Source organism: Methylomonas sp. LL1 (genome assembly GCF_015711015.1).
Taxonomy (GTDB): Bacteria; Pseudomonadota; Gammaproteobacteria; order Methylococcales; family Methylomonadaceae; genus Methylomonas.
Genome location: NZ_CP064653.1, coordinates 2,883,390 through 2,907,666, shown reverse-complemented (window position 1 = coordinate 2,907,666; position 24,277 = coordinate 2,883,390). Strand labels below are relative to the sequence as shown.

The 24,277-nt window shown below is 54.2% G+C and carries 15 protein-coding genes; 6 read left to right on the top strand and 9 right to left on the bottom strand.

Annotated elements, in window-relative coordinates; genetic code table 11:
• Positions 1-5: 5 nt before the first annotated feature.
• The 9 genes from IVG45_RS13460 to IVG45_RS13420 all read right to left on the bottom strand — a co-directional run bounded on the left by IVG45_RS13460 (position 6) and on the right by IVG45_RS13420 (position 14,366).
• Positions 6-1,388, bottom strand: a complete 1,383-nt coding sequence (locus IVG45_RS13460) for a DUF3526 domain-containing protein (protein WP_196434322.1) — start codon at positions 1,386-1,388, stop codon at positions 6-8.
• Positions 1,385-2,797 carry a DUF3526 domain-containing protein gene (locus IVG45_RS13455; RefSeq protein ID WP_196434321.1) on the bottom strand — a complete coding sequence of 471 codons (1,413 nt, stop codon included), beginning with the start codon at positions 2,795-2,797 and terminating at the stop codon, positions 1,385-1,387. The genes IVG45_RS13460 and IVG45_RS13455 overlap by 4 nt, the downstream gene beginning before the upstream one ends.
• A complete protein-coding gene (locus IVG45_RS13450) occupies positions 2,794-3,519 on the bottom strand; it encodes an ABC transporter ATP-binding protein (protein WP_196434320.1) in 726 nt (241 codons plus the stop codon). Before IVG45_RS13450 ends, IVG45_RS13455 begins: the two co-directional genes overlap by 4 nt.
• Before the next feature lie 250 nt (positions 3,520-3,769).
• Entirely contained in the window at positions 3,770-4,675 is a 906-nt protein-coding gene (locus IVG45_RS13445) for a diguanylate cyclase (RefSeq protein WP_196434319.1), read from the bottom strand.
• A 2-nt stretch (positions 4,676-4,677) separates the two neighbouring features.
• A complete protein-coding gene (locus IVG45_RS13440) occupies positions 4,678-7,854 on the bottom strand; it encodes an EAL domain-containing protein (protein WP_196434318.1) in 3,177 nt (1,058 codons plus the stop codon).
• A complete protein-coding gene (locus IVG45_RS13435; RefSeq protein WP_196434317.1) occupies positions 7,851-8,141 on the bottom strand; it encodes a circadian clock KaiB family protein in 291 nt (96 codons plus the stop codon). The genes IVG45_RS13440 and IVG45_RS13435 overlap by 4 nt, the downstream gene beginning before the upstream one ends.
• The gene (gene kaiC / locus IVG45_RS13430) at positions 8,138-9,880 is read right to left on the bottom strand and encodes a circadian clock protein KaiC (protein WP_196434316.1); all 1,743 of its coding nucleotides are present in this window, start codon (positions 9,878-9,880) and stop codon (positions 8,138-8,140) included. The genes IVG45_RS13435 and kaiC overlap by 4 nt, the downstream gene beginning before the upstream one ends.
• Positions 9,881-10,346: 466 nt before the next feature.
• Positions 10,347-10,751, bottom strand: coding sequence for a bacteriohemerythrin (locus IVG45_RS13425; protein ID WP_196434315.1), 405 nt, complete (start codon positions 10,749-10,751; stop codon positions 10,347-10,349).
• Positions 10,752-10,898: 147 nt separating this feature from the next.
• Complete coding sequence (locus IVG45_RS13420; RefSeq protein ID WP_196434314.1) at positions 10,899-14,366, bottom strand: hypothetical protein; 3,468 nt, start codon at positions 14,364-14,366, stop codon at positions 10,899-10,901.
• A gap of 275 nt (positions 14,367-14,641) precedes the next feature.
• Here IVG45_RS13420 and IVG45_RS13415 point away from each other — a divergent pair, with 275 nt between their 5' ends.
• The 6 genes from IVG45_RS13415 to IVG45_RS13390 all read left to right on the top strand — a co-directional run bounded on the left by IVG45_RS13415 (position 14,642) and on the right by IVG45_RS13390 (position 24,268).
• The gene (locus tag IVG45_RS13415; RefSeq protein WP_196434313.1) at positions 14,642-15,556 is read left to right on the top strand and encodes an AEC family transporter; all 915 of its coding nucleotides are present in this window, start codon (positions 14,642-14,644) and stop codon (positions 15,554-15,556) included.
• Complete coding sequence (locus IVG45_RS13410; RefSeq protein WP_196434312.1) at positions 15,553-16,776, top strand: competence/damage-inducible protein A; 1,224 nt, start codon at positions 15,553-15,555, stop codon at positions 16,774-16,776. The genes IVG45_RS13415 and IVG45_RS13410 overlap by 4 nt, the downstream gene beginning before the upstream one ends.
• The gene (locus IVG45_RS13405; RefSeq protein WP_196434311.1) at positions 16,767-18,659 is read left to right on the top strand and encodes an ATP-binding cassette domain-containing protein; all 1,893 of its coding nucleotides are present in this window, start codon (positions 16,767-16,769) and stop codon (positions 18,657-18,659) included. The genes IVG45_RS13410 and IVG45_RS13405 overlap by 10 nt, the downstream gene beginning before the upstream one ends.
• Before the next feature lie 227 nt (positions 18,660-18,886).
• Positions 18,887-20,848, top strand: coding sequence for an acyltransferase family protein (locus tag IVG45_RS13400; RefSeq protein WP_196434310.1), 1,962 nt, complete (start codon positions 18,887-18,889; stop codon positions 20,846-20,848).
• Positions 20,849-21,047: 199 nt separating this feature from the next.
• Complete coding sequence (locus IVG45_RS13395) at positions 21,048-21,764, top strand: YebC/PmpR family DNA-binding transcriptional regulator (RefSeq protein WP_196434309.1); 717 nt, start codon at positions 21,048-21,050, stop codon at positions 21,762-21,764.
• Positions 21,765-22,075: 311 nt separating this feature from the next.
• The gene (locus tag IVG45_RS13390; RefSeq protein ID WP_230874588.1) at positions 22,076-24,268 is read left to right on the top strand and encodes a glycoside hydrolase family 3 N-terminal domain-containing protein; all 2,193 of its coding nucleotides are present in this window, start codon (positions 22,076-22,078) and stop codon (positions 24,266-24,268) included.
• Positions 24,269-24,277 lie beyond the last annotated feature (9 nt).

Below are 24,277 nucleotides of genomic sequence, written 5' to 3'. Positions count from 1 at the left end.
CGGCATTACGTTTTGGCGAAGCGGCGGCGCAAGGCAAACAGCAGTGCCAGTAAAATCACCGCGGCTGCCGCTTGCGTCATCGATAAGCGTAAGCATGCTGATGGATTGTCGGACGCGGCAAAATTAAACTGAGGTACGGATTTTTGCTGTTCTTCAGACCAAGGGGCGTTGCCCATGATCAGTGGCACAAAATAACCACGCCATTGATCTTCGAATTGATTAACCGTTTGGATAAAATTCGCATAACGTGGCGCATCGATACCAGCCAGTCGATCCGCCATAAGAATCAATCCTAATGCCGGCGACAAGCCCGACCAGCGTTCCATAAACTCAAACTGTTTTTTACGCGCTTCGTCGAATTGAACCATCAGCGGCCGGACACGGCTGTCGAGTTGCAAAGTAGCCGGTAGGCCATTGATTTCCCGAGGCAGACTTTTTAGCGGCGCGGCCGGTTTGACCTCGGGATGAGCCTGATACCAGTCGGCAAGCAAGGCTTCACGTTGTTGATTGGTTTGCTCCTGAAACTGGCGGATATCGATAATGGCGCTCATGCGTGACGGCATATGCGAGGTCCGGTCGGCCGCCCAACTAATGCCGGCGGGGACTGCAAAAGTAATCACCAGCCAGGTGCCGAGCATCGCGATCGCCGCCGCGCCCGAGGAAATCGGCAACAGCATGAACAAGCCGGCAATACTGAACCATACCAAGTTGTAGAGGGATATTATCAGCAACCATTGCCAGATTGCGCTAGCGCTGGAGCCCGGATCGAGCGCGAAAGCGAGCAGGGATGTCATGATTACGATCAGTAGCAACAATCCATAACGCAGGCTCAATGCGGTGTGTACCAATCGCCACGGCCGGGATGTTTGCGTGCAAACCAGCCGCCATACGCCCGACTCTCGATCTTCTTGGACTAGACCGTAGGTCAAGGCGATGATAACCAGCGGCGTTAACAACGCCAGCACGGTGGCAAAATCCAGCAAACCCAATTCATGCATCAAGGGATTGAACAACTGGTCGCCGGCGCGGCCGTCGGTATGGCGACTACGGATCGAGATTTTGATGGCGGTACTCAATAAATCCATCCGGCTGACATTCAGCGCCAATCCGCCCAAAGCGGGTAAGCGTAACGGTTGCGCTGCGAAACTGGCGGAGAATGCCGTGGCATTGTCGGCGGTTTCCGGGGGCTTGGCAGCATCATGCATTTCCGCCTTATTAGTCGTCGGTTGCCGGGTTGCCGGCGCTCCGGCCATGGCCCTGAATTCGCGAGCGGCAAGCCCCGACCAAACGGCGCTGATAGTCATCAACAAGAAAAACAAACCGATGATCCGGATATTCAGCGGGTTGCGGCTAAAACGGATCCATTCAACGGACAGCAGTTTCATCATGGGTTTAATCTCTTTGCCGAAAGTGTTAATAGAGCGAGCGCGAAAGCCAGCCAGCCCATCAGCACGATAAAATCGAGTCGCGCCGATTTCAAGGCAAACACAATGTCTGGCGCCTGATATTCAAAGGCCTTGACACTACGCCAATCGCTTTCTTTGCCCTTGGCGCTGCGTTCCGTACCGTGGCTACGCTCGCGGTCCCAATCTTCGGTTAAATCTATAAAGTAATGGCGGTAATCTTCGGCGGCATCTTCAAAATTTCGTTGATGAGCCAAATCCATGCCGGCCAGCGCCATCGACAAGGAACGGATGGAAAGACTGGGGCCCAGCCACGAGGCAATGTGAGTCAAACGCTGCTGCCTAGCAAAATTGTCGCGCAGGCGATCAAAATGCAGCGCATGCACACGGACCGAGTAGCTATCGTTATGCTGGCGGTTGAGCGAGACAAAACCGACCGGTAAATCTTCCTTACGGCTGACACCATATTGAGCCAGGATTTTTGCTTCAAAAGCCTGGGCACGTTGCTCATGGTTGCCGTCGCCTTCGAGACCTTGGTCAATATCGGTTTTGATCGCTTGCCAAAATTGACCGGCGGATGGATTGGGGGAGAGCGCTTCGGCGGTTACCGCGCCTAGTCGCGGCGCCACAAACACACTGGCCAGCCAAAACGCCAACAGGCAGAACAGGGTGATGCGGCTGGTTCGAAAATAGGCCGAAGCGGCGATGGCCAAGGCCGCGAAGATTGCGTAATAAATCAAAAACAGCAGCAACAATGCGAACAGTCGCAACACATCGTCCAAGCCGAGGCTGAAATTTTGGCCCAACAGCGGCACAGCCACCAGCAGAGCGGGCGACAACACCAGCATGAATGCGCCGAGCAACCCCAACAGCTTTCCGAATACCAGCTGTCTGGCGGCAATTCCCAAGCTATGCAGCATGCGCAAGGTTCCGCGCTCCCGTTCCTGGCTGATCGAGGTAAAGCTTAATGCCACGATCATTAAAGGCAGCAAAGCGTATAGCACAAAACTGGTGCTGGCCTGTCCGAAACGGTTGGCGACGATTTGATCGGCGCTGGGGTTGAAACGCGTCAGATTACGTTTGTGCGGTTCCAGCCACAGCGATTGGCCGATAAAAGGCCTTAATCCGGGATCTAAAGCGGCGGCAGGCGAATCGGGTTTGAACACATAAATGCCGTAGTGAGCGGCCGAATGCGGATTTTTGACGCTTTGACTATTCCATTGCTCCTTGGCGGTGATGCCGACGCTATGTTTTTCCAGACGCAATTGTTGTAGTTCGTGGGTTGAGGTCAGGAAAAAACCGATAAAGATTGCCAATACCGAAACCCCGAGGGTCAACAGCCTGCCATCGCGCAAGGTTGAAATGAATTCCTTCCGGATAATGGCCGTTATCATGCCAACCCCCGCGCGTGGGCCAGATATTTTTGTTCGAGCTCATCATGCTGCACCGTATGTGCATCGAATTCCTCCACCAGACGCCCATTCTTCATGATGCCTATGCGGTCGGCTACTTGCTTGGCGTTAAACAAGTCGTGGGTGGCCATCAATACCGCTATGCCGGAGTCGGCTGCGGCGCGGATACGTTGAGCGAAGTCATTGGCGGCGCTGGGGTCCAGGCCCGAAGTAGGTTCGTCCAGCAGCATGGCCGTGGCATGTTTAGCCGACGCAATCGCCAAACCGACTTTTTGGCGCATACCCTTGGAATAGGTGGCAACCCGTTTGCCGTGGGCGTCGGCTTGCAGGCCGCTATCGGATAATAATTGGCCGGCTTGGGCGCGACTAATATGAATGCCGGCCAGCGTACAAAAAAAGTTTAAATTTTCCAGGCCGCTCATCAATTCATACAGCGCCACGTTTTCCGGTAGATAAGCGACTTTGGCACGCACCAGATCGGGATGATCATGCGGTGATTGACCTTCTATCAACACTTGTCCACCACTCGGCCGGTTAAAGGTTAAAAAGGTACTGATGGTGGTGGATTTGCCGGCGCCATTTCCGCCCAATAAGGCGTAGACACAGCCTTTGGGCACACTGAGATTCAATGAATCGATGGCGCGATGTTGTTTATAGTTGACGACCAAGTTTTTTGCTTCGAGTACAAGAGGGGAGGCGTTCATGATTTTGATGGTTATCGGGAATGGCTGTTGGCGGATAATGAAACCACACGTCCCGTGTCTGCTTCAACATTGAATCATCAGCCAGGTAGGGTACGCATCGCGTACCTTATATCGATACGGTCGAACTTGTTTGGCGTTGGACAATTGGTATGCGATGCGACCCGTTCGTGACTGAGAGCTTTACCGGAAAGATGCGCCGAATCGCTTTCCGGTCTGTTCGCTAGCGCACCCAAGCTTATCCGAGATTATCCTATGCCAAGGGAGTGGAATTGACGGCATCCCATTTCCGGGAACAGTTGCGCCCGGCGCTCTTGGCCGCATACAACGCCTTATCGGCTCGACGGATGGTCTCTTCAACGTTAACCTCTGGATCGAGCATGGCCAGCCCGAACGATACGGTGAGCGGAATTGGCTTGCTGCCGTGGAAAGCCAGAGGGGGTTTGCCTAGTTCTTCGCGGATGCGCTCGATCATTGTGTGACCCGCCTTTAGGTCGGTACTCGGCAACGAGATCAGAAATTCTTCGCCACCGTAGCGAAACACCTTGTCGTAGGGGCGCAGGTGATCCATCAGGTAGCGTACCGAAGCGGAAAGCACTTTGTCCCCAACGGCATGGCCATAGCTGTCGTTGATAACCTTGAAGTGGTCCAAATCCATGATGGCGATGCAACATTGTTGAACCTGGCGTTTGACCAGTTCGTGCAGCGCGCGTAGCGAGGTCAACATGCCGATCCGGTTTAAGGCGCCGGTCAGCGGGTCGTGGTTATACAGCGATTCCTCGATCTCGCGTGACAGCGTCTGTATTTCCAGACGCAAGCGGTCGAGGGCGTTGGCGAAGGCATCATAATCGTGCGGAGCTATAGCCGCTTTCGTCGCCGCGGTTGCCAGCAATTGAGTGGCTAGTTGATGCATGTGCTTGTGCTCGGTGCGTATCGCCAGAAAAGCCTGATGATCGCGAACTTCCGTTGGCACGTCGTTGTAATACCATTGACCGAAGCGGCATCGGCGATGGGCATCCTTGGCCATGTCGTGATGGTCGTGGGGTTGCTGACAGATGATGGTGCGAATCAGGTCGTTATGCCAACGCTCATGATTATAAATCGCCTGATGCAATTGCTTCAGTACCGCTTGTAACTTTGCTTCATCCAGTTTGAACATGATCATGCTCCCCGATAAGCCGGCATTAGTGGCGACAGGTATCTTGTTTCGAAAATCTCGCCAGGCACCGGTTTACTGAATAAATAGCCCTGCATCTCGTCGCAGTTCAGCGTCCGCAGTAGATTGGCCTGCTCTTCGGTTTCGACGCCTTCCGCCACCACCTTGAGCTTCATTGAATGCGCCAGATTGATAATGGTCGATACCAGCGACAGTCCCTCGCTCGATTCGGTCATCTCGATCACGAACGAGCGGTCGATTTTCAGGGTATCCACCGGTAATTTGGACAGGTAACTGAGCGACGAAAAGCCGGTGCCGAAGTCGTCGATGGCGATACTGATGCCCATGGCGCGTATGGTTTGCAGGCTGGCGATACTGTGTTTGACATCGGCCATGATCAGGCTTTCGGTAATCTCCAGTTCCAGGCCGGACGGGGCCTGTGCATGAATGTCGATGGCTCGCAGGATTTGACCGCTAAAACCGCGATCGCGCAGTTGCAACGGCGAGACGTTGACCGCGACGCGCACGGCGGCCAGCCCCGCGTTGTGCCAGCGCAGATAGTCGTCGATGGCTTTGTGGAGCGCCCAGCGGCCGACTTCGTTGATCAATCCGGTTTCTTCTAGGATAGGGATAAACCGGGCCGGCGGCACCAGGCCGGTGCGCGGATCGTTCCAGCGTATTAGCGCCTCGGCACTGGTCAGCTTGCCGCTGGCCAGATTCACCTTGGGTTGGTAATGCAGCACGAATTCTTCGTTGTCCAGTGCCTGGCGCAGCTGATTCTCCAGCGACAGCTTATGGGCCATGGCCTCGGTCATTTTCTGGGTGTAAAACAAGTAGCGTTCGCCGCTGGCCTGGGCTTTTTTCAGCGCGGCCTCGGCGTTCCTCAGTAAGGTGTCGGCATTGGCGCCGTCGTCCGGGAATAAGGTCGCGCCAATCTTGATGGCAATCCGGAAACTGGCCTCATGCAGGTGGAACGGATGCTCCAGAAAGGTTGCCATGGTTTTCTCGATCAGCCGGGCTACATCGACTTCCTGCGTCACTTTAGGCAACACCACCGCAAAGTGATCCGCACCCATCCGGGCAATCAGGTTGGCCTCGCCGGCGTTTTGGGTCAGCCACGCCGCCACCTGCTTCAACAGCTCATCGCCGCCCAACTGGCCCAGACTGTCGTTGATGTTCTTGAAGCGCTCAAGATCGATCAGCAGCACGGCCAGTTTGTGTTCGCCGCTGACGGCGCTACTCATGTACTGAGCCACCCGCTCCAGAAATAGCCTGCGGTTCGCCAGCCCCGTGAGTTCATCGTAGTAGGCCAGATAATCCAGCCGTTCCCGCTTGGCGATGTGATCGATGGCGAAGGCGATATCGCCGACCAGTTCCGTTAACAGCGTCATCTCTTCTTCCCGGAAGAAGGCAATTTCATTGGCGTACAGCGTGAGCACGCCGACTGCTTCGCCAGCAACCAGTAACGGAAGGATAGCCATCGAGCGGACGCCGAGTTCCGCGTACTTCCCGCCCAACAGTACCTTGGGATCGTTTTGCGAGTCGTTGGAGACGACGGCGGCCTTTTCGCGGATCGCCCGCGCCACCATACTATTTCGGGCATGCTCCGGCGATGACAAAATGCTTTTGATGGCGGACAGGAGTGCTTGATCGCCACCCGCCGAGGCAACCGGGATAAACTGCATCAGATCCCGATCCACGAGGACCAGCAAAGACTTGCGGAATCCGCCTACCTCGACCGCAATCCGGCAGGCTTCCTGGAACAGTTCGTCGCGGTCATGCACCCGCACAATCAGCATATTGATGCTGCTGAGCATGGCATAGACCCGGTTCAGGTAAGCGACCCTGGCTTCGGCTGCCTTGCGTTCGGTAATGTCTTCGCCGATGCTGGCCGTGCCGATCACCTCGCCGGTGCCGGAGCGCAACACCGAATTGTTCCAGCGAATCAAACGACGCTGGCCGGCACGGGTCAGAATCTCGTTTTCGTGATGCCAGGTTTCCGGTAGGTTGGCGAGCAGAGCCGAAAAAAAGGCACCTTTTAGCTCGCTAAGCTCGGGCGGTATAAATGTCTCGAACCAGTTTCGGCCAAGCAGTTCGTCGCGATGCCAGCCGCTCAGGCGCAGCAGGTAGTCGTTGCAGTAGGTGATGCAGCCGTCTCGGCCTAGCATCATTGAAACCAGCTCTACATTTTCCAGCAGGTCTCTGAAGCGTCGCTCGCTTTCCCGCAAGTCTTGCGCGGCCCGCATGCGTCGGGTGATGTCCTTGGCCAGGCCGGCGATGCGAACCAGCTTGCCTGCCTCGTCGCGGACCGGATAACCTTTCACTTCGATCCAGCGAATCGAGCCGTCTTGGCGCACGATTCGGAATTGAAAATCGGCATCGCCCGCCACCAGTGCTTTCCGATAAGTCTTGTAAGTCGCTGCCCGGTCGTCCGGGTGAACGGCTTCGGTCCATGATTGCGGATTTTGATATAGACTTTCGCAGCTACGCCCCCAGATTGTTTCATAAGCCGGGCTGACGTACAGCATGCGGCCGACATCGACATCCAGTAGAAAGAAGGCGTCGCCGATGTTTTCCGCCATCTGGCGAAAGCGCAATTCGCTGGCACGCAGCTCTTCCTTGATCTGCCGTTGTGCCGTCACATCCAAATGCATCACCACCGCGCCCAGGGGATGATCGTCGCCCATCGGCGTCACCGTCATCAGAAACCAGCGTTGTTCCGTGGGCGAATGACAAGGATATTCCATCGATAGCTGTTTTATGCTGCCACTCAACACCGAGCGAATCGCATCGGCCGCCTGATGAGCCTCGGACGCGCCGTCATCCCGAGCACTGTCGCAAATTTGCAGATAATTGAGGCCGATGCCAAAGCCGATGTATGGGAAGGCGTTCTGGCTGGCAAATTGCCGCCAGGCTTGGTTTACCGAGATGATAATGCCCTGGGTGTTGAGCAAAGCGATATTCGCCGGCAATGCATTGAGGATGGCGGCCTGCTTGGCGGCCTCGCTGAGTCGCAAGTGCTCCTGGGCGCTTTGCAGCAAGAAGGTCCGGCCCGTACTGTCCGACACCGTATCCACCTCGCCCGCGGTCAGTTCCTCCAGACGTTGGCCTGTGCGGTGTAGCGATTCGATTAAGGCGATAATTTCTTCATTGGCGTCCTCCGCTGGAGGTCCGCTGTTCATGCGGCAGGGGTTTCCAGTCCCAAAATCAGCAACAAGGGTTGCATCCGGTTAAGGCTGCCGACGATCTTTCGGGTAGGGGTGGGTGTGAGTTTGATTAGGGTCGGTGTCATGAAAATACCATCCGCCAGCGCCCGTTTCGGCTCCTGATACACATCAACGACTTCGATCCGGTGCCGATCCGGCAGGCGGGCCCGGCAAAGGCTGGTCAGGTTGGCCAGTGCCTGTGCGGAGTTGAGCGCGTCGCCGGCGACATAGAGCCGGAAATTGAAGATAAGGTGTTGGCTCATTGCGGTTTTACTCCCGTTACGGTTTCGCCATCGGCGCCGCGCAATTCTTGCATCCGGGTGCGGCTTTGCGATAACTCGCCCTCGTGACTGAGGTTGGCGCGGACCAACAAGGCTTTTTCGGTCTGTTTTGCCGTCAGTTCGGCCTGTAGAGACTTCAAGCGCACCTCAAGATCGGCTTCCTCGGCATCCAGTTTGACGCGCTTCAGCTTGACGGCGGCGTCGTGGGCCTCGTGGGCAATGCGCTCGGCACTTTCCTTTTCCCAGCGCAAGGTTCCCATCAACACCTCGCCGCCGGCGGTGTAGGTGTCGGCCAGGGTCACCCCGGCATCGCTGAGAATTAACTCGCGCACCTGGTTCGAATGCGCCATGCCGCGCGACTTGACGATGGACAAGCCGCGGTTGCGTTCTCCGGCTTGCACCAGATAGTTAAGGTGAATCCAGGTGTCGACGATGGACGAGATCTGTAAAGGCGAACCCGCCTCCACCAGGCTGGACATCTCGTCGAGCAAGCGGGTGCAGACCAGCGTGGTGCCTTCGGCCTTCGACCAGTCGATCAGGCGTTCCGCCACGCTTTGCACGCTCAAGTCATTGCCGGACTTGGACCAGGTGGATACCGGGTCGATGACCAGGCAAACCGCCTCATGTTCCTGCGCCAGGGTTTTGATGCGCACCAGATAGGTTTCGGCACTGCCGGTGATGGCGCGGGCCGAGACCATCCGCAAACTGCCGTTTTTGACGTAATCGTCCAAGCGGATGCCGACCGAGGCTAGATTGCGGATCACCTCCGGACCATCCGAGTCGAAACTGACGAACAGCGTGCGCTCGCCACGCCGGCAGGCTGCCTCGGCGAAGGCGCCGCTCAAGGTGGTTTTGGCGGTGCCGGAGAAACCGGTAATCAGCACGCTGGCGCCACGGTAGTAGCCGCCGCCCAACATGGTATCGAGCCGTATCACGCCGCTGGACACCCGTTCGTTGGTGACATTGGCATCCATCCTATCCAGAGTGCGGGCGACGGCCACCTCGAAACCTTTTTTGCCGATCAGGAACGGCGATTCGTTTTCATCGAAGCTGGAGCCGCGATATTTCTGCACCCGCAGACTACGTTGCGACACCCCCAGCTCAACGTTGTGGCTGAGTATCACCGCGCAATCCACCATGAACTGCATGAAGCCGAACGGCTGCTGGTTTATGCTACTGCTCTGATCGCCGTCGGCCTTCAAGGTGATCAGGCCGGTCATTTCGTGCGCCAATAACCATTCATGTAAGCGGTAGATTTCCCGCCTGATGGCCGCCGGATCGGGTAGCAGCACCAACAAAATATCCAGCGCATCGAAGACGATGCGCCGCGCGCCCATTTCGCCGATCCGGACTTCCAATGCCGCCAACATGCCGCCCAGATCGAAATCGCCCGACTGGACCAAGTCGGGCGAAGGCTGGGCATCCACGAAAAACAGGCTTTTTTTCTGCAACTCATCCAGCTGCCAGCCGAAGCTTTCGGCATTGGCGACGATGCGCTGAGATGACTCCTCGAAAGCCACAAAGATGCCTGGTTCCCGGCAATCCTGTGCCCCATGCTCTAAAAATTGCAGCGCGAAGATAGTCTTGCCCGAGCCGGGGCCGCCGACCAGCAGCGTCGTGCGTCCATGCGGCAGGCCTCCGCCGGTGATGTCGTCGAAGCCGGAGATTCCGCTCGGCGCTTTGGCTGGTGACTTGGCTAGGGAAGATTGAGCCGGTTTCATTGTCGTCCTCTAAAAGTGGGCATTGATACAGGCGTCGCGCGGCTGATCCAATGCATTGTCGGCGAATGTCCGCCATTGTCTAAGCCGACTGGATAACGTCTGGCCCATTACAGGGTGGATGGCCGGGGTGCTAGAGTACCGGTTCGAAATAAGTCGATTTCAGCGTCCGCGGAGTATGTCGATACCGGAATGAGCATGGCTTTCAGACATGTTGTCGCCTAGTGCCGAAACAAAGTGGATAGTATCCTGTTGTTGCGCGTGGAAGTATGTACGGTAGGCCACATAGGGTAAGCGCCGCGCAATGGGGTTTCGATGCGAAGACAGGCTTATCCCGCCGAGTCGTAAGGTGAAGTTATGTTGGTATTGCGGTCCAGGATTGCCGGATGACCTCTAAGCTTGCCCATCCATGATCTTGGATACCCGCTTTTCGGCGGATATGATGCGCTCGCGGATAGTTGACAAAAAACTAGGACATTTCCTTTTCCAGGTATTTGCCCAGCTTTTTATCGGATTGGGTAGTATGCATGGCAAACCAGTCGAACATGAATACCACCACCGCATCCAGATTGATGCGGTCGCTGGCATAGGCATCCATGCGGTCTTCGAGTCGGACTAACAGTTCCACATGCTTTTGCTGGTGTTCGGCGTAATCGGGATAACCGGTTCTGAGCATGATGTTCTCTTCGCTGAAGAAGTGAAAGTCGGCGAATTTTTTCACTTCCCTTAGCAAGCGCATGCACCATTCTTTCGGCTCTTGCCGCTCGGAGGCTTGCGAGACATTTCTGATCAAATCCAGAAAAATATGATGGTCGTGGTCTAGGCGGGGATGACCCACTTCAAACTTCTTGTCACCTTGAATATCGATAGCCATGATCCAGCCTCGCGGGGTTGATTAAAAAGTTGGCGTGAAAGTCGAAAAGCGGCACGGAGTTCCTTCGCCGGCGCCACGCAGAGCAGAGAAACCTATCAACATACTGGTGATTTTCATTTTAGCGGTTAGTTCCAATTACCATCATCTTTATTGCCGCACGGACTGATAGGGTCCCAGCGGATCGGCGCCCAGCGTGCCGGCCAAGGATTCTAAATAGTCGTCCGTTTTCAATTTGTTCAGTTTGTGCATGGCTTGTTGCCGGCGTTTTTGTAGGTCCATATTGGCGATACGGGTGGTATGGCGGCTGTCTTGCAACAGGCTGTCCAAATAATCCAGATGCTGTTGCCACAAGGCTAGGTCGCGCTGTTGTTTGATGGCGAGCCGCTCGCGGTACCAATCGGAACTCAGCAGGTAATCGCGGGTGAACATGGCCCGAATTTCAGTATGGTGCGCGTCCATGCCCCGATAATGGCCCTGGGCCATGATATGCAGCAGTGCATACAGCGGTGGACAGGCATCGTTTATGCTGCCGTCGTCCAAATATTGTTGGGCTACCCGTTGTTGGGTTTCGACGATGTTATTGACGCCGTCGACGAACACATCCAGGTTTTGCCGCTCCGGCTGCAAAATTTCGTCGGTAAACACCGCATAGGGATTGTCGAAGATTTTTCCCATCAAACCATGTACAAAATGGCTGGTGATGCGGTAGCCCAGACGGCTGGCCAACACGATTTCGCCGTTATGTTCAAAGTCGGCCAAAGGTTCCAGATAGCCTTGTTTCAACAGGAATTCCGGCTGGCGTTCTTGAGGAGATAAACGCGCCCAGATTTCCGGAATCAGCAGGCTGACATCGTGATCGATACGAATGTCGGGGCCGATGTAACCCGCCGAGCTGGAAAAACCGGGATAACCGGTCAGGATAAACGATACCAAGGCGTTGTTGAGGTCGGCGGTCGGACGCAGGGCGTTGAACGGTCCCTTGGTCAGCGCGCCTTCGCTGCCGGCGCCGGTGGTCGAAGGCGATTTACCGGTCAATGAGCAGACAAAGTCCATGAACAGTTCCGGCAGCTCCTGATAATGGATTGGATTGTAGACCGCCAGCGCCCGGATTTTGCCGTCGGGCGGGTTGTTGCGGCGGCCGGTCAGCACGGCGTCGACCGGATGGCACAGCGGATCGTTTAACGGAATTTTTCGATGCAAGCGCGCGCCGATTTCGGCTACATATTTGCGCAAGGGTTTGACCATGTCGACGCGTGTTTCCAGGTAACGCGGGTTTTTCGACGGTTTGCCGTTTACCAGGCGCGGATGGGCCGAGGACACGACATAAGGTTCACCTTGCCGATAAGCCCGGTCCAGCAACTGATGCATCGGTTGGCTGAACTTGGAAAACGTCAGCACATCCTCGACGATGTCGGACAGTTTTTCGTGGTCCAAGGGTTCGAAGTTGGCCATGAAATTGCCGGGCGCGGCCATGTTGGCTTCGGTTTGTTTGTCGTAACCGGGGATGATGGCGTCATCGGGCCGTTGAAACAGGCGGTATTCGCAGTTGCTGACCAGTTTGACGCTGTGCGGATGGCTGTTGTCGGCCAGCCAAGGCCTTATCGCGGCGGCAGGTACCACCACCGAGGCGGTAATGTCGTCTTCCATCTGTACCTTCTCGCAGGCCAGATAATCCTGGCGCACTTTAAACGTGCGCCAGCCGCCGTCCAGATCGAAGCCCACCCGTAAATAGGTGGCGACGATTTTGCGATGATGTAGCTTGAGCTCATGCCCCGGCGCGCCGTCAATGATGTCGACCGATAAGTGGTCGCGCCATTGGTCGCCCCATTCGCTACGGTAAAACCGTTTGATCAAGAACACCAAGGCCAGGATGTTGGGCGGAATCGATTTGAGCCATTGGTTGAATTCGGGCTTGTAAGTCGGTGAAGGGGTCAGCAGCTTGATCACCGATCCCAGGCTGCGTTCGGCGCTCAACAAGGTGCGGCTTGTGCCGGTGGTATGCTGGGTCAGGAAACGGTCGGTATAGTCTTTGTCGAAAATGGCTTGCACCCGATCCAGGTCGCGTTGCAAATCGTCGACAAACAGCGGGCCATAAATCACCGCATCCTCGATCGACTTGGAAATCTCCGATTTGCCGCCGCCGGAAACCGTGCAAGGTTTATGGCAAAACGTGCCTTCGGCCATCGTGCCGACCAGGCGCCAGGAGGGCGCGCCCGGATGTTTGCACATTTCGATTTTATAGCCGTTGGGCTGAATATAGATTTTGCCCGGTTGCAAGCGGATGCCGTGGCTTTGGCCGTTTTTGACCCAGGTGATTTTCTGGGTGTTCAGATTCATCCGCAAGTCTTGCGGGACATAGACGATTTCCGGAAAACGGTTGTCGATAGCGTAGCCTTCAGGCTGTACGGTCATGATTTGGCCGTAGTGATAGGCCATTTCGTCGAAATCGTAGCCGGGTTCGCGGGTCAGGCTGCCGACGCCGAATTCGTCGCCGTGATTGAAGCGTCTAAAGGCCAGGGCACCGCCGGCGTGTTCCTCTTCGGCCAGACCGAACAAGTTGGCGGCGTAGCTGATTTGGGTTTTGACTTCTTTTTTACAATAACCGTAATAATTGTCGGCCAGCAACGTGATGATCACGCCCGACGCATCGCGGGCGCAGAGTTTAAAGGCCTGGCCGTTATTGTAGAGTTCGTCCTCCTGTTGCCAGCACATGCCGTCCGCCCGTTGCCGTTCGCTCGCATCGTTCCAGTGCGGCAGGCCTACCTCGACTTTTGTCAGTTTGGTCAGATGCGGGGCCAAGATCACGCAGCCGCTATGGCCGCTCCAGTGATCGACATCCAGAGCGGCGTCGCATTCCGGCAGGGCCGGGTTGCCGCCGTTGCCGAAAATACTCTCGACGAAATCCAGGTTGCTGACCAGATTGCCGGGTGCAAAAAAACGGATTTCCATGGATTTTTCGGCTTCGATGCCGGGGATTTCCGGGCAGACGATAGGCCGTAACAACAGGGAGGCAAACATCCGGGCCGGTTGCGGTTGATTGGCGGTAAACGGCACGATCATCATGTCGGCCGGCGGCTTCAGGGCCTGCTCCAGCATTTTGGCGAAGGTCAGTTTGGGAACCTGCTTTTTGTCGCCGGGTACCGGTAGCCCGCCATCGGCAATATGAAACGAGCCTTCGGTGGTGCGCCGGTCGCTGGCCGGATTATGCAGTACACCTTGTTTGACGCGGAAGCTGGAAACGATTTCGGAACGGAACTCGTTGGCGCCCAGCGGTAGTGACAGCTCGCGGGCGACGCCGTGTCTGTCCAATTCGAAAGTCATGGTGGGCAGGGTGGGGATTTTTGCCAAGCCCAGATCGGCCAGATAGCGGTCCAGGAAATTTTGAATCCTGCGGTCGGCCGGGTACAACGAGGAACTGGCTAGTTGGCGGTTTTTTTCCAGATAACTGTTCAGCAAATCCTGCGCGGTATCCATGAACACGGCGGATTCGGTGTCGATGCAAGTCGGTTGGCCGCAGGACGCCAGCTTCAGGTTGATATAGAGATGCAGTTGCTGCCTGATGCCATGCTGATCCTGATGTTCCGACCCAAGACCCAATGCCCGTAGCTTATCCATAATGCCCCCATGGTTCGTTAATTGATGACGGCATCATATAGCAAACCGGAGGTTTTCGGCAGTAGTTAAGGATGCGGATGTAATTGGTTTGCCTATGTTGCGCAGCGTTGTCTCTAGCGCTTTAGACTGGGCGATATAGGCTCGAAGCGATAAGTCATTGCGCTCGGCATCCCTATTCGAGTCGCCACTAGCCAATCCGGCATCAAAACCATCCGTTGCCAACCCGACTCAACGTATAATTCCGTCTACCCAATCAACCGCATTTCGCCAATTAAATGAATACCACTCTAATTCAGATGACCGTGCTGATGTTGTGCGGAGCCGGTTGGCGCTTGTTTTCGCTGCAAGGTCTGTCCGCCGATCAGACCCGGCTGGCTTTGACCAGCGTGGTGTACTACTTTTTTCTGCCGGCCATGGTGCTGGATGTGCTGTGGAAAGCCGACATCGGCTGGCAATCCTTGCAATATAGCGCGCTGGGATGTGCCACCATTGCATTGGGCATTCTCTTCAGCTGGCTGCTGGCCAAGTTGCTACGCTTCAAGAATTCGCAGACCGGTGCCGTGATATTGGCGGCGGCATTCCCCAATGTGACTTATCTGGGCTTGCCGGTGTTGGAACAAGCGTTTGGCGGCTGGGCGCGGTCGGTGGTGATACAGATCGATTTGTTTGCCGCGGCGCCGATGGTGTTTACCGTCGGCATCGCGCTGGCTCGTTATTATGGCGTCGACCAGGAAGAAAAGCCCAAATCCTGGTTGGGTTTTTTTAACGCGCCGCCGTTTTGGGCGGCTTTTCTGGCGGTGCTGCTAAATCTGAACCATATTCCGGCACCGGTCTGGCTGGCGGGTTTACTGCAAAAACTCTCGGCGGCGGTGGCGCCGCTGATGATTTTTTCGCTGGGATTGGCCTTGAGTTGGCGGGCGATCCGGTTCCGTAATCTGCCTTACATCGTGCCGGTGATTGTGCTGAAACTGTTATTGTTGCCATGGCTGGCGCTGCATCTTGCCGATGCGGTGCAATTGCAAGGCCAATTTAAAGCGGCGGCCGTGATGGATCTGGCCATGCCCAGCATGGTGCTGGGCGTGGTGTTGTGCGATCGCTACCGCCTGGATAGTTCCTTGTATGCAACGGCCGTGACCGTGACTACCGCGCTGAGTTTGTTGAGCCTGCCATTCTGGTTTGGCGTTTTATGAAAATCATCGCGGAAATTTTTTCCCAGGGCGACGAGGTGGTCAGCGGGCAGATCGTCGACAGCAACGCGGCCTGGTTGTCCGGGCAGTTGACCGACTTGGGGTTTACGGTCAGCCGGCATACGGCGGTCGGCGACCGGCTCGACGATCTGGTGGGCTTGATAGCGGAAATCGCCGTTCGCGCCGATTGTTGCATTTGCAGCGGCGGCTTGGGGCCGACCATCGACGACTTGACCGCCGAGGCTGCCGCTATCGCAGCCGGCCAGCCGCTGACATTCGACGCGGATGCCATGGAGCGGATCGAAGCCTATTTCGCCAAGCGGCAACGGCCGATGCCGGCGATCAATCGCAAACAAGCTTATTTCCCGGATCAATCCGTGCGTATCGATAATCCGGGCGGCACCGCGCCGGGGTTTGCAATGTTAATCCAACGCTGCTGGTTCGTGTTTTTGCCCGGCGTGCCGTCGGAAATGAAAACCATGTTCGGCAGCGTGCGCGAACAACTGCCGGCGCGTTTTAGTTTGCAGCCCGGCAAATTGGTGACATTGCGCAGCATCGGCATCGGCGAATCGGCTATCCAGCAATCCCTGGACGATTTGCAACTGCCGGAAGGGGTGCGGCTGGGTTTTCGAGCGGCCGTCGATGAAGTACAAACCAAGTTGTTGTTTCCGGCTGGCTTTGATCCAATCGAAATGGCTGCCTGTGCCAGGCAAGCGCAGGAGCTGATCGGCGATTACGTGTTCGGCATTGATGGTCTGGAAGGCCGGGCGGGCGGTGATTTATTGGCCGTGACCGATAGGCTGGTCAGTGCAAAAAACTATCGCCTGGCTGTGCTGGAAACGGCCAGCGGCGGCTTGCTGGCGGCCAAATGCCAGGGCCGGGACTGGCTGGAAACAGCTTATATCGCCAAGGATATGGCCGATGCCATCCAGCAATTACAGATCGACGCCGGAGACGATCCGTCCGCCATCGCTCAAACTCTGGCAACCCAATTAAAACAGCGACAAAACACCGATTTGGCGCTGGTACAGCTTTATGTCGGTTCGCAAGACGATTATCGGCGCAAGGACGGCCGCATAGTCCTTTATAATTGTCTGCAAACCGGCACCGGCAGCTATCAAAGCCAACAGACTTTGGCCGGAGCCGCTCAAACCAAACAAAACCAGGCCGCTTTGTTGAGCCTGGACTTACTCAGACGCAGACTACAAAACAGATGCCTTTAATCCGCTTAACTAATGTTTCCATCGCCTTCGGCACTCATGCCTTGCTCGATAACGCCGATTTTCAACTCGATGCCGGTGAAAGGGTGGGCCTGCTGGGCCGCAACGGCGAGGGCAAGTCCACCTTGATGAAAATCATCGCCGGCGACATTCATGCCGATCACGGCGAAATCTGGAGACAGCCGGAGTTGCGTCTGGCCTGGCTGGAGCAATCGCCCAATCTGGATGAAAACGACACGATTTATGAGGCGGTGGCCGGCGGCCTGGGGGACTTGGGGCATCTGATCGCCCGCTATCACGAGTTGCTGACCCACATGGACGGCAGCGAACAATCGCTGCAAGCCTTGGGCGATGTGCAGCATAAACTGGAAGCCGGCAACGGCTGGGCGTTTCAGACCCGAGTCGAGGCAGTGTTGAGCAAATTACAGCTGCCGGCCGACATCAAGGTCGGCAGTTTGTCCGGCGGTTGGAAACGGCGGGTAGCCTTGGCGCGAGCCTTGGTGATCGATCCGGAAGTGTTGCTGCTGGACGAGCCGACTAACCATCTGGATTTTGAAAGCATCAGTTGGCTGGAAGAGCAAATCCTGGCATTTCAAGGCGCGGTGTTGTTCGTCACTCACGATCGGGCCTTTTTGCAAAAACTGGCGACCCGCATCGTCGATCTGGATAGAGGCCAATTGACTTCTTGGGCTGGTAATTATCAGGATTATTTAACCCGCAAGGCGGCGGCGCTGGAAGACGAAGCCAACCAAAATGCCGAATTCGATAAGAAATTGGCCAAGGAAGAGGTCTGGATCAGACAAGGCATCAAGGCCCGCCGTACCCGCAATGAAGGCCGAGTGCGGGCGCTGAAAAAACTGCGAGCCGAACGGGCCGAACGCCGCAATACCCAAGGCACCGCCAAACTCAGCCTGAACAAGGGCGACATCTCCGGCAAGAAAGTGGTCGAGGCGGTCGATGTCAATTTCAGTTACGGCGACAAAACCATCGTCCGTGATTTCTCGATCCGCATCGATCGCGGCGACAAGATTGGTTTGATCGGCAATAACGGCGCCGGCAAATCCACCTTGCTGAAGCTACTGCTGGGCCAGTTGCAACCGACCAGCGGTACTATCGAATTGGGCACCAATCTGCAAATTGCCTATTTCGATCAATTGCGCGAGCAGCTCGACCCCGACATCACGGTGGCCGACAGTGTGTTGGACGGCGGCGAGTTCATCGATCTGCCCGGCGGCCGGCGGCACGTGATGAGCTATCTGGCCGACTTCTTGTTTGCGCCGGCTCGTGCCCGTTCGCCGGTCAAAAGTTTGTCCGGCGGCGAGAAAAATCGCTTGCTGCTGGCGCGTTTGTTCACCAAGCCCGCCAATCTGATCGTGATGGACGAACCGACCAACGATCTGGATCTGGAAACCCTGGAAATCCTGGAGGAAAAACTGGTCGATTATCAAGGCACTTTATTGTTGGTCAGCCATGACCGCGAGTTTCTGGATAACGTCGTTACCAGCGTGCTGGTATTCGAAGGCGAAGGTAGGGTTGGTGAGTACATCGGCGGCTACGCCGACTGGTTGGCTCTGTCGGAGCAAACCAAAAAAGCCGAAGCCGACGCCGTCAAAATAGCCGAACAAGCGGCCAAAAAAGACAAACCGAAAACGGCCGCGCCCAAAAAACTCAGCTTTAAGGATCAACGCGAACTGGAGCAACTGCCGGAATGCATCGAACAATTGGAAACCCTGCAAGCCGATTTGACCGCGAAAATCGGAAGCACCGAGTTTTACAAGCAGTCCCAGGAAGCCGTCGCGGCAACATTGGCAGAGCTGAAAGCCGCCGAAGACCAATTGGCCGAGGCTTATCGGCGCTGGGATGAGTTGGATGCTTTGCAGGGGTAAACAGGGGGGGGCGCTTTGTTTGTCACCAAATTTTAGCCCCAACTCTTGTCGGAATCACAGCGCGATTGTCTGGTTTCCGTGATTAACATTGGAGATTATGTCGCCACGATAACGGTTATGTGGCGTCCCGAAGCCAATTGTGCGTAACACTATCGCGAACCGTGACTTATCCAGCTAAATTGACTGAAATTTCATCGAAAACATTGTTTATATAAGGCACGGTAGACATGAAACACACCGCGATGCGTCCAGATATTCAGTTTCTTCGAGGTATTGCAATACTTGCAGTCCTGATTTATCACGCCGAAATCATTCCCTTTTCGGGCGGATATTTAGGAGTAGATGTATTTTTTGTTATTTCCGGTTACCTAATAACTTCTATCATACTAAGAGATATTTACGACAATCGATTTTATTTTGTTCAGTTCTATTCTAGAAGGGCCAAGCGGCTCTTGCCGGCAGCTTATTGCACATTAATTTTTTCGACAGTTCTCGGTTTTAAAATACTTACTGATGCGCAGTGGGATGACTTTATCAAACAGTTGATTGGCACTGTTACGTTTACGGCCAACATCGTCTTGCCTTTTCAAACCGGTTATTTTGAAACCACTGCGGAAGGTAAGCCCCTGCTCCATGCTTGGTCTTTATCTGTTGAAGAGCAATATTATTTATGCATACCGCTGGTACTTTATTTGATTCGGCCTCGATGGCATTTACCCGCACTTGCTATTGGTATTTTGTTTAGCCTATTAATCTGTATTGGGTTCGTTAGTTATCCTTTTACCTATTGGAGATTCCCAACGATAGACTCGCAAACGGCCGCATTCTTTCTGTTACCTACTCGCGCTTGGGAGTTGTTAGTAGGCTCGGCGTTAGCTTGGTTTGTTATCAATATCGCCAATTTTAGAGCTCCAAATGTTGCCAAGTATTTGGCTTTTATTTTGGTGTGTTATTTATGCGTATTTCCGATGGATACCGTTCATCCTAGAGAAAATGCGATTTTGGTAGTCTTCGCTACCGCAGTCATGATAGCGGGAAACAGTGGGTGGCTTCCTCAAAACAGGCTAACTAAAACGGTTGAAAAAATTGGAGACTGGTCGTATTCGCTTTATTTGATTCATTGGCCTATTTTTGCATTGGCAAGAAATGCTTATTTAGGCGAAACTCCGGAAAATGTTAAGTTTTTATTAGTGTTCGTGTCTATTTTATTGGCATATTTGCAATATGAATATATCGAGCAACGCTTTCGATATGGCTGGCATGCAAATAAAGTTAAAACATTTAAGTGGCTTGTAGCGGCATCTCTCGTTGTGGTTATTGCTCCAATATCGGCAACGGTTATCAGAGGTTTAAATGATTCAGTAAATTTCGATTATCTGAATATGCCAAATTATGGGCTTAAGCAGTTTTGCGCTGAAGGAAAAGTCTTTATCAATCAAGATGAATGCAAAACCACGGAGCATCCGGTTTATGCTGCCTGGGGCGATAGTTACACCATGCATTTAATTCCAGGTCTTAAGCAGCAAAAAGAAATAGGTAATTCAATAATTCAGATTACGAAAGCAGCTTGCGCGCCCATCTTGGGGGTTGCATCTATAGATTCGAATTATAACGAAACTTGGGCAAAAGGGTGTTTGGAATTTAATGAAAACGCTGTTAACTTTATTATAAATAGTAACTCCATCAAATATGTCATCATGGGTTCACCCTACTCGGGTTATTTGAATTATGGTGAACTGACACTATTCTACGACGGCAAAAAAATGACCGGAGACAGGTCAATTGCCGTAGAACAAATGATAACGACGATAAATCGACTGAAGGACAACGGCAAACGTCCTATCTTGATTGCACCACCGCCCAAAGCCGGTTTCAATATTGGGGAGTGTTGGGAGCGAAAAAATGCGGGATTAATCGTTATGGGACGATCCGATTGTAATTTTCAGACTGAAGAGTATCGCACGTACCAACGTGGAATTATCGATGGACTAAATGAGGTACGCAACCGCACCAATGTAGATGTCGTTTGGTTTGATGACATTATCTGTAGCAATGGACGCTGTCAAACTTTGCTGGCGAATGGGATTTCTATTTATAAGGACGGCGGCCACCTGACGGTGCCTGGGTCGGAATGGATTGTGCCGATGCTAGGTTTAGCCAACTTGGTGAACGGTTCGAATAACCATTAACCACAAAAGTAGCGGTTGGTTTGTCCCCCTATTCAGGTGACGGATTACCATGGTTTTATCAAAATGGTTTAATTTTTTTAAATGTGCAGGGTAAAGGCTTCTAACAATGGACTTAATAACGCAACTTGTGATTCCCTCTAAAAAAACTTATCTGTAGAATTTCCCGATTTTTCTTCGTTGTTAATGGAGCAACAAACCCATGGGTAGAGCCTATCAAAACCGTAAAGTGTCCATGGCCAAAACGGCCGATGCTAAAACCAAGGTTTACAGCAAGTATGGCCGTGAGATCTATATGGCTGCCAAAGCCGGGGGGATAGACCCATCCGGAAACCTGGCATTACGGGGATTGATCGATCGAGCCAAGAAGGACCAGGTGCCCTCCCATGTGATCGAAAAAGCCATCGATAAGGCCAAGGGCGGCGGCGGCGAAGATTTTGCCCCGGCCCGCTATGAGGGCTTCGGCCCCGGCGGTTGCATGGTGATCGTCGATTGCCTGACCGACAATCCGAACCGGACTTTCGGCGATGTGCGCCTGTGTTTCACCAAAACCAAATGCAAAATCGGCACACAGGGTACCGTCAGTCACATGTTCGATCATTCCGCTATTCTGGCGTTCAAGCATGATGACGAGGACGCCGTGCTTGAAGCCTTATTGGCGGCGGATGTGGATGTCAGTGACGTCGAAAGCGAAGACGGTAAAATCACCGTGTTCACGCCGCAGGCCGATTATTTCAAGGCTAAGCAAGCCTTGAACGATTTATTGGGCGAGATCGACTTCGAGGTGGACGAGATTCAATTTTTGCCGAAAAGCGCTACCCAGATTAGCGGCGAAGATGTGGTGCTGTTTGAAAAGTTCTTGGATTTGTTGAACGAATTGGATGATGTGCAAAACGTATTTCATGATGCCCAGTTTTGAGAACTGCCTTCCCGGTTGATGTCTAACAGCAAGCGAATTTTGGCCGTACCGATTCGCTTGGTTACACTTCAGGCTTTGCCCTAATCATCCGGCGGTGCTCGTCGCGGCTTTTGAGTAGATTCTGGGCCGCGCAAAAATTACGGCGATCCGAATCGAAAACCAGTTACTCTTAACTACCAATTATCCCCCGATTCATCGGAGCGCCGCTTACAAATCGGGGGATCGGCACTACTTTTATACCTAAGCCAAACGCCTTGAACACAAAAGCTCATTTTCTAATCCTTTCCCTGTTTATGATGTCGGAGTCTGCCGTGAGTGCACTAGAAGCAAACCAGACCATTGAAAACCAAGTCCAGTCTCTGCTGGCGCAAATGACGCTGGAGGAAAAAATCGGGCAGATGACCCAGATCGACTTTAGCGTGATTTCAGTTGAAAACGGCCAGGATGCGGAAAATCCGATCGACTCGGCCAAGCTGGACGATGCGATACTAAATCATCATGTCGGCTCGATACTTAACACACCGACCACGCCCAACAACAAGGCCCAGCCGATTGAAAAATGGCGGCGGATGACGCAAGCGGTCCGCGAAACGGCCGCCAAAAGCCGGCTGAAAATCCCGGTGATATACGGTATCGATGCGATTCACGGCGCGACTTATACCCAAAATTCGGTGTTGTTTCCGCAAGCGATCAGCATGGCGGCGACCTTCAATACCGAGTTGTCGTTTAAGGAAGGCGAAATCACCGCCCGCGAAGTCAAAGCCTCCGGCTTGGATTGGAATTTCTCGCCGGTGATGGACATCGGTCGCCAACCGCTGTGGCCGCGACTGTGGGAAACTTACGGCGAGGACGTGCATTTGGCTAGCGCGATGGGCAGTGCCTATATTCAAGGCCATCAGGGCGGCGATTTTTCCGCCGCCGACAAGGCACCGACTTGCCTGAAACATTATGTCGGCTACAGCTATCCGTTGAACGGTAAGGACCGTACCCCGGCCTGGATCGGCGAGCGGGCGCTGCGTGAGTATTTTTTGCCTAGCTTTGAGGCCGGTGTCATGGCCGGCGCGCCGACGGTGATGATCAATTCCGCCGAAGTCGACGGCATTCCCGGTCATGCCAATTATCACTACCTGACCGAAATCCTGCGTGGAGAAATGGGATTCAGGGGCTTTACGGTATCGGATTGGGAAGACATCATCCGCCTGTATAGCCGCGATAAATTGGCCGCATCGCCGCGCGAGGCGGTAAAAATCGCGGTGATGGCCGGCGTCGATATGAGCATGGTGCCGTTTAATTTTTCGTTTTACGATCTACTGTTGGATTTGGTCAAAAGCGGCGAAGTGCCGATGACGCGGATCGACGAGGCGGTGGCTCGGATTCTACGGGTCAAATATCAGAGCGGTTTGTTTGAACGCCGCGAGCCGGACTTGCCGGTAGCCGGTAATTTCGTTACCGAGGCCGCGGTCGAGGTCAATAAACAGGCGGCGCGCGAGGCGATCGTGTTGGCCAAGAACGATAATCGCATCCTGCCGTTAAGCAAAAAAGCCAGCATCCTGGTGACCGGGCCGGTCGCCAATACCCTAAACGTGATGAATGGCGGTTGGACTATTACCTGGCAGGGCGACAGCGAACAGTTGTATCCAAAAGACAAATTGACCTTGCTGGACGCCATCCGGCAAAAAACCAGCGGCAAGGTGACTTATGTCGGTGGAAAATCCTTTAACGAAGAAATCAACATCGAACAGGCGGTAACGGAAGCCCGCAACCACGACCTGGTGGTTTTGGCCTTGGGCGAAAAACCCTATACCGAAACCATGGGCAATATCGAGTCACTGAATCTTGACCCGGTCCAACTGCAATTGGCCAGAGCGCTATTCGAGATCGGCAAACCGGTGGTGCTGGTCACTTTCGGCGGTCGGCCACGCATCATCACCGAAATCGCCGACAAGGCTAATGCGGTGGTGTTGGGCTTTTTGCCGGGCATGGAAGGCGGTTTAGCGATGGCGGACATTTTGTTCGGCGACGTCAATCCCAGCGGCAAATTGCCGATTTCCTATCCGCGCAACAGCAACGATGTGACCCTGTACGACCATAAACCGATCGAGGCTTTTGAAAGCAATCAATATCGGCCCTTATATACGTTCGGCCACGGCTTGAGTTACACGTCATTCGAAACCAGCGGTTTACGTTTGAATAAGGACAAAATCGCCTTGGGCGAATCCGTCGAAGTCAGCGTCAACCTCAAAAATAGCGGGACTTTAACCGGCAAGGAAGCCGTGCTGGTGTATTTGAACGATGTGGCCGCCTCGGTGACACGTCCGGTCAAGCAACTGAAGGCCTTTAAGAAGGTTGAACTTAAACCCGGTCAACAGGAAACTCTGCACTTCACGTTGACGGCGCAAGACATGTCGTTCATCGGGCTGGACATGAAGCGTATCGTGGAGCCGGGCGAGTTCAAGGTGATGGTGGGTAACGAGAGCGTTCCTTTCAATGTCATGCCAAATTAAACCGATTGC